Origin of the sequence: Clostridium sp., assembly GCF_036642255.1 — a bacterium.
Taxonomy (GTDB): domain Bacteria; phylum Bacillota; class Clostridia; order Clostridiales; family Clostridiaceae; genus Clostridium_J.
Window position 1 is genome coordinate 1,814 of the sequence record NZ_JAVWDJ010000082.1, and the last position, 5,910, is coordinate 7,723.

Genomic DNA, 5,910 nt, shown 5'->3' on the forward strand with positions numbered 1-5,910 from the left:
TTTCTTAGAGTAAAACCTATTACACTTCTAAAAGCATTATAAATAATGTTGTTTCCTACTCCCGCATCACGTAGAGCATTAATAACGCTACCATGTTGTTCAGTGAAATCATTATATATAGAATTAACTTTTACATTTATGTTTCCTGAGTAGTTTGACTCATTATCTAATGTATAGTCGATAACTGTTCTAAAATAGTCATCTAATTCTCTCCTGGGTACTCCAAGCCTTGTAATTATGTGAAAAAGATTAGTCTCCTGTTCGCTAAGTAGATCCAGTATTCTGTTTACTTTTTCCTGTGGAGCTCTGTAGTCAAAGGAAAAATCCGGAAGTTCATTGTACCCACCATAGTTATCAACATAGTGATAATCATAATTATAATCAAATTTTCTCGTTTGTGAATTTAGATAACCACAGGTATTTTTCTTACCGCAGCGAGAATAGTTACAAAACCCATTGTTACACATTTAGCAACTCCTTATCTTATTACTTTCGTTATAAAGCACATCAATATATATAATATGACTGAAAGTAGGAAGTGTCACAAAGCTTATAAATAAGGGTACTTACACATAAAATTAGTGGTAGGGCTTTTATCCCAATCTTTAAGGCTTCCTTGTATAATACTTATTAGTTAGAGTTAACTTCAAGTAATAGGTTAGTTAACGGTGATTTTATGTATATGGGCTATTTGGTGATAAATGTATAGGCTTATTAAATATTTAAATACAAGATGTCATATAGGATTTTATAAACAAAAATACATAAGTCACTGAGTAAAGTAACCAAACTTCTAAGGAGCTAGGGGATTTTCACAGTGGCTATTTTAATTAAGCAGAAGTTTTAAACAGAGTAAAACTTCTTTTTTTGAACTTTAAAGTTTTGATAGCAATTAAAGGTATACTATTCCAGGTATTATTTGATAAAATGAATTATATGAATATTGAAAAGATCAAAGAAGTATTAATGTATAACAAATAATATTTTAAATGGCGGAGAATTTTAATTAGGAATTAGATGGATTTAAAATCCATGGTTAATAAGTGTATGTTATAAGGACTTAAGTCCGAAGGAAATAATGAATGTTTATTGGAGGTACAAAGTGAAGAAATATAGTATTTTTATTTTTTTAGTGTGTATTATTATTATCTTGGGGGGATGCAATTCAAAATTAAAAAATTCATCTAACTCCTTAGAAATCACAAAAGAATATGAAGGGGTAATTTTAGAATATCTTGATAAAAACACAGATGATATTAATTCGCCTAGAAATGGGAAAATGTATAGCGCATTTAATGTGTTAGGAACAGATACTGATAAGATATATGTATGGATGTTAAAAGAAGAATTTTTGAAACAAAATAGCGAAATAAATATGACAAATGGAGTGTCCTTGCCCTTGGTTTTATACATTAACACTGAAAAAGATAAAATAGAAATCATAAATCATAAGTATCCAGAAGATGGAGAGGGATATGGTAGAAGCTTAAAAAAGTTATTTCCACAAAATGTAATAAAGGTAATGAATGATAACCATAATGAAAGTGTAGAAAAACTTGAAGAGATTATAAAGAACAGAGTTAAAGAGGATATAAAAATCTAAATAGAGATCTTGTATTAGAAATAATCTTAAATAAAGATAATTAATTAGTAGGCAACTAATTTGTTATTCATGTGCTGTTAAAGTGTTAATTCAGACTCTAACAATAAATTAAATGGGGGTAGATATTATGAAACTTTCCACGCTCTTTAAGTCTCCTATATTTTATGTGCTATTGATTTTTTCTCTGACTTTAGCCTTCTTAGGATTAAATAACATAAGTAAAGCATCAGAAAAAAAGGAAACATTAACGAACCAGCAAATAGAAAAAGTAAGAACAAATTTAAAAATAATTTCATCTTCGCCAGTTATGTCTTCAAATCCTCATGATTATATAAGAGAGCATAAAAAAGAATATGATGAAATTATTCAAATGGGGGAGCCTGTTGTAGATTTATTTATAGATGAGTTCAAAAAGGGAAAATTAAAAGGTTTAGATACATGGATAACTGCATGGATTTGCAATGAAATTCTCGGTGAAAAGAATCCAATAAAGATATGGGCTGAGGATCATGAAAATGGATGGGATTCAGGAGAAGACTGGTATGAGAAGTATATGAAGATTAAGAAGATAAAATAAATGATATCTTTAAAAAATTAAGTTAATGAAAGATCTTCTGAAGATATATCTTAAGGGTTATTAAAATAGTACTAGTCTTTTTCAACTGTTCAACTGGTGCTCTTCATAAAATATCAATGGATAGCAATTGAAGTGCTAAGTATTTAAATTTAGTAAATAAATCTGATGGATTGTTGATATAGTTTTCTTAAATAGCGAAGTGAGGAAGCTACGTTACTTTTTTATAAAGTTGTGACGCAAGGTTACATGTTTAATAACTGATAAATAGTAAATTTTTCCAAGAGAATTGTTAAAGGATAATATTGATAGGGAGAGAAAAGATGATATTTAAAATAACTGACACAGAGAAGGTAGAAAACTTGTTTGGAAATTGTCAGGAAACTTTAATCTGGTCTTGCATTCAAAAAGTAATGGGAGACATTTATGCTGACGATTTACAAAATCCTGAATCAGCAATGGCCATTATAGGTGATTTTAGCTTTTTTGTAGGTAAACCCTGTAAAGAATTAGTTTTATATAAACCAAAAGAGTGCAAACAAAATTTTATTATTATGGTACCTCAAAATGAAGAATGGGAAAAGTTAATTACGGAAAGTTATGGAGATAAAGCTAAAAAAGGTACACGTTATGCTATAAAAAAAGAAGAGAATATTTTCGATTTAAATAGATTGCAGACAATAGTTAATTCAGTAGTTCCACCGTATTCAATAAAAATGATTGATGAGGATATTTTTAATTATTGTAAATTAAATAGTTGGAGCAGAGATTTGGTTTCGCAGTATTCTGATTATGAAATGTATAAAAATCTTGGATTAGGTGTAGTAATTATTAAAGATGGTGTACCTGTTTCAGGTGCTTCTTCTTATTCAAGATATAAAGATGGAATCGAAATAGAAATTGATACGAAAGAAGAATATAGAAGAAAAGGACTTGCATATGCCTGTGGAGCAAAGCTAATTTTAGAATGTCTTAATCGTAAGTTATATCCAAGTTGGGATGCTCAAAATAAATGGTCAGTGGCTTTGGCTGAGAAACTGGGATATCACTATGATCATGATTATATCATATTTGAAATTTGGGGGTACTAAGCAAACTCCAATTTGTATAGTTGAGTAAAATAAGCATAGTTAAAGTTAAGTTGATTTTATTTATAACGTTAAACAGTTAATTAAATACGTTCTTATGTAAGTTAGGAGGAGAGACAAATGACATATATTTATTTGATGAACAATGAGAAACCAATAGATAATGATTTAATAAAGAGACATGTTGAGTACTTAAAAGAATTAAACACACAAGGTAAACTTGTGCTCTGTGGACCTTTTACAGATTACCCTGGAGGTATGGTTATAATTTACGCAAAAGATTTAATTGAAGCAACAAACATTGCAAAATCTGACCCATTTATTATGTCAGGGTGTAAATCTTATGAAATTAGAACCCTTGAATTGGCTAACGAATCAAATAATTATTTAATCTAACTAAAATATTTTGAGATTTCGTATACAACATTCTTAAATTACAAATTGTTAGTTTCATCATATTAAAAAAATATAAAAGATTTTAATTTATTATTTTAGGGGGATAAAATGGTAGTGAAACCTTTGGACGATGTTATGTCGTATTTTGGATTTGCATTTTTGGCTTATATTGTATTGTTTATAATTGTAAGCTTGAATCTTTATAAGGCACTATGTATTAGAAAGAAGTTATCACAGGGTAATTCTACCTATAAATCAATTCAATTATTGGATTTAGTTATTGATATTCTTTGTGGTATAGCAATGGTTGCTGGTTTAATATTTCAAGGGGTGTTAGCAGACAATAATGCATTAGGGTACAACACTTGGTTTCACGTACTTTTAGGGTTATCCATTGTAAGTTTTATTTTTTTTGCACTAAATGTAATTGTAGTTTTTAGAAAAAGAAAATAAGTAATTGAGTAAAGTTTTAGAGTCGAGATGTTTGAACAAAATTCAAAATGGAAAATTAATAATAAAGAGCATATATTATTTAAATTTAATTGGGGGGATTAATTTGAATATTTTATTGGATAAACTGGATTTTAATGAAGCTTGGGCCTATGACACATTGAAGCGTATAATCAAACCTGAGCACAAAATTTGTATAATTCCTTTTGCCTTTCAGGAAGGGTGGATAAAAAGCAAAGAAGAATGGGAGAAAGCTTATAATAAATTAAGTGGCGAGCACTATGGATATATGGTTGATCCTTTTTATAGTTATGGAATAGATGATAACAATATAACATTGATTAATTATTTTGAAGATACTAGTGATAGTGCTAGAGGAAAAATTAATGCCAGCGATATAATCTTTTTTACAGGTGGTTACCCAGATAAAATAATGGACAGACTATCAGAATTTGATTTGATTAGTACAATTGAAAACCATCAGGGTATAAAAATGGGATGGAGTGCTGGTGCTATGATGCAATGCTTTAATTATTATATTTCACCAGATGAGGACTATCCAGAGTTTGTTTATCAAAAGGGGCTAAGATACATCGAAAACTTTGCTGTAGAAGTTCACTATAAAAATATAGAGTCGCAAAATAATAGCATTAGAAAATATATTCGTGAAACAGGAAAAATGGTGTATACTACAGAACCTAAAAGCGCAATTATCGTTGATGGCAGCGAGATTACGTTGCTAGGAAATGCAAGAATTTATCAGGGATAAAAGAGAAAGTAAGCTTTATTTCTTAATTTTCATGAATGAATACTTCAGAAGATAAAAGATTAGAGCAGAAAAAACAGAAGAATTACATTTAATTAGGAAATATCAATGATAGAAACCTCAAACCTTTATAGACAAGGGTTGAGGTTTCAATTATTGTTTAAATACAAGACTAAATAATCTAGTTCATAACCATCAGGGGTTGCAAGCTGCAAAAGTTTTTTAGAATCGCATAAGTCTTTCGTGTTAAAATCAATTACAGTTAACCCTGTTCTTAGGGGCTCTCCAGAAACAATAATTTGATTTTTGTAATGCTTTATGCTTGAAACGTTAAAATTAAAAACAATAAGCCTTACAATATAAGGATATTTAATAGTGAATGCATAGTCATGGAGAGGAGAAGCACCAGTGGCTTCAGTTGGCAGGGCTAAATAATTAGAAAGGTCATACAACCAGGACAAACCTCCTTGATAAGCATAAACAATGTGTCGTTGATATGCCATGTTTAATGGAACATAACTCCAACGCCAGGAAGAGCTATGCCAAAGAGGACTGTATATTGGCCTTTGCCAATTTAAATCTTTATGTATTGTTTTAAACGGAATAGTGGTGCCTTCTTTCTGAATTAATGAAATAGGGAAAGTTTCCTCTTTAAAATTGCTTGTGTCTCTATCACGTAGTAACTCGTAATCATAAATAGTTTTTGCTTCTGATGGTTCTAATAATTTCAACTTTTCTTCCCAGGTCATTGGAATATGATGATCTGTTGCAAATACAATTTCAGTAGATTGAAAAAATATAATGAAAGGTAATAAGATTATATAAAAGTACTTTGCCTTCATAGTATCACTTCCTTCAAGTTTAATATGTTTCTAAGATAAAAAAATAATACTACAAGCTATGTAATTCTAGTTTGATATAATTAATTTATATATATTTATGAACACCTCAGCTAATTGACAGTGATATTAAAAACTAATATAATTTAAAAGAGAACGGAGGTTTTCTAATGCAGTATCAAAAAGATGAAGTA

At 29.4% G+C, this 5,910-nt stretch carries 7 protein-coding genes and 1 pseudogene; 6 read left to right on the forward strand and 2 right to left on the reverse strand.

Annotated features, from left to right (window positions below; genetic code table 11):
* Positions 1-467 (reverse strand): annotated as a pseudogene (locus RR409_RS20305) (sialidase); the annotation flags it as partial.
* A 635-nt stretch (positions 468-1,102) separates the two neighbouring features.
* Between RR409_RS20305 and RR409_RS20310 the strand changes: the two are divergent.
* The 6 genes from RR409_RS20310 (at position 1,103) to RR409_RS20335 (ending at position 4,880) form a co-directional block, all read left to right on the forward strand.
* Positions 1,103-1,603, forward strand: a complete 501-nt coding sequence (locus RR409_RS20310) for a hypothetical protein (RefSeq protein WP_332559599.1) — start codon at positions 1,103-1,105, stop codon at positions 1,601-1,603.
* A gap of 127 nt (positions 1,604-1,730) precedes the next feature.
* Complete coding sequence (locus RR409_RS20315; RefSeq protein ID WP_332559600.1) at positions 1,731-2,180, forward strand: hypothetical protein; 450 nt, start codon at positions 1,731-1,733, stop codon at positions 2,178-2,180.
* Positions 2,181-2,500: 320 nt separating this feature from the next.
* Positions 2,501-3,268 carry a GNAT family N-acetyltransferase gene (locus RR409_RS20320; RefSeq protein ID WP_332559601.1) on the forward strand — a complete coding sequence of 256 codons (768 nt, stop codon included), beginning with the start codon at positions 2,501-2,503 and terminating at the stop codon, positions 3,266-3,268.
* Between the two features lie 117 nt (positions 3,269-3,385).
* Positions 3,386-3,661 carry a YciI family protein gene (locus RR409_RS20325; RefSeq protein ID WP_332559602.1) on the forward strand — a complete coding sequence of 92 codons (276 nt, stop codon included), beginning with the start codon at positions 3,386-3,388 and terminating at the stop codon, positions 3,659-3,661.
* Between the two features lie 108 nt (positions 3,662-3,769).
* Positions 3,770-4,114 carry a hypothetical protein gene (locus RR409_RS20330; protein ID WP_332559603.1) on the forward strand — a complete coding sequence of 115 codons (345 nt, stop codon included), beginning with the start codon at positions 3,770-3,772 and terminating at the stop codon, positions 4,112-4,114.
* Positions 4,115-4,217: 103 nt separating this feature from the next.
* Positions 4,218-4,880 (forward strand): Type 1 glutamine amidotransferase-like domain-containing protein, encoded by a 663-nt coding sequence (locus RR409_RS20335; RefSeq protein ID WP_332559604.1) that lies wholly within the window; start codon positions 4,218-4,220, stop codon positions 4,878-4,880.
* Between the two features lie 146 nt (positions 4,881-5,026).
* Here the strand turns inward: RR409_RS20335 and RR409_RS20340 are convergent, their stop codons facing one another.
* Positions 5,027-5,719 carry a hypothetical protein gene (locus RR409_RS20340; RefSeq protein WP_332559605.1) on the reverse strand — a complete coding sequence of 231 codons (693 nt, stop codon included), beginning with the start codon at positions 5,717-5,719 and terminating at the stop codon, positions 5,027-5,029.
* Positions 5,720-5,910: the final 191 nt, after the last annotated feature.

Coding starts and splice junctions, on each gene's coding strand:
- RR409_RS20315 (WP_332559600.1), top strand. CDS start 1,731: ATGAAACTTTCCACGCTCTTTAAGTCTCCTATATTTTATGTGCTATTG.
- RR409_RS20340 (WP_332559605.1), bottom strand. CDS start 5,719: ATGAAGGCAAAGTACTTTTATATAATCTTATTACCTTTCATTATATTT.
- RR409_RS20330 (WP_332559603.1), top strand. CDS start 3,770: ATGGTAGTGAAACCTTTGGACGATGTTATGTCGTATTTTGGATTTGCA.
- RR409_RS20325 (WP_332559602.1), top strand. CDS start 3,386: ATGACATATATTTATTTGATGAACAATGAGAAACCAATAGATAATGAT.
- RR409_RS20320 (WP_332559601.1), top strand. CDS start 2,501: ATGATATTTAAAATAACTGACACAGAGAAGGTAGAAAACTTGTTTGGA.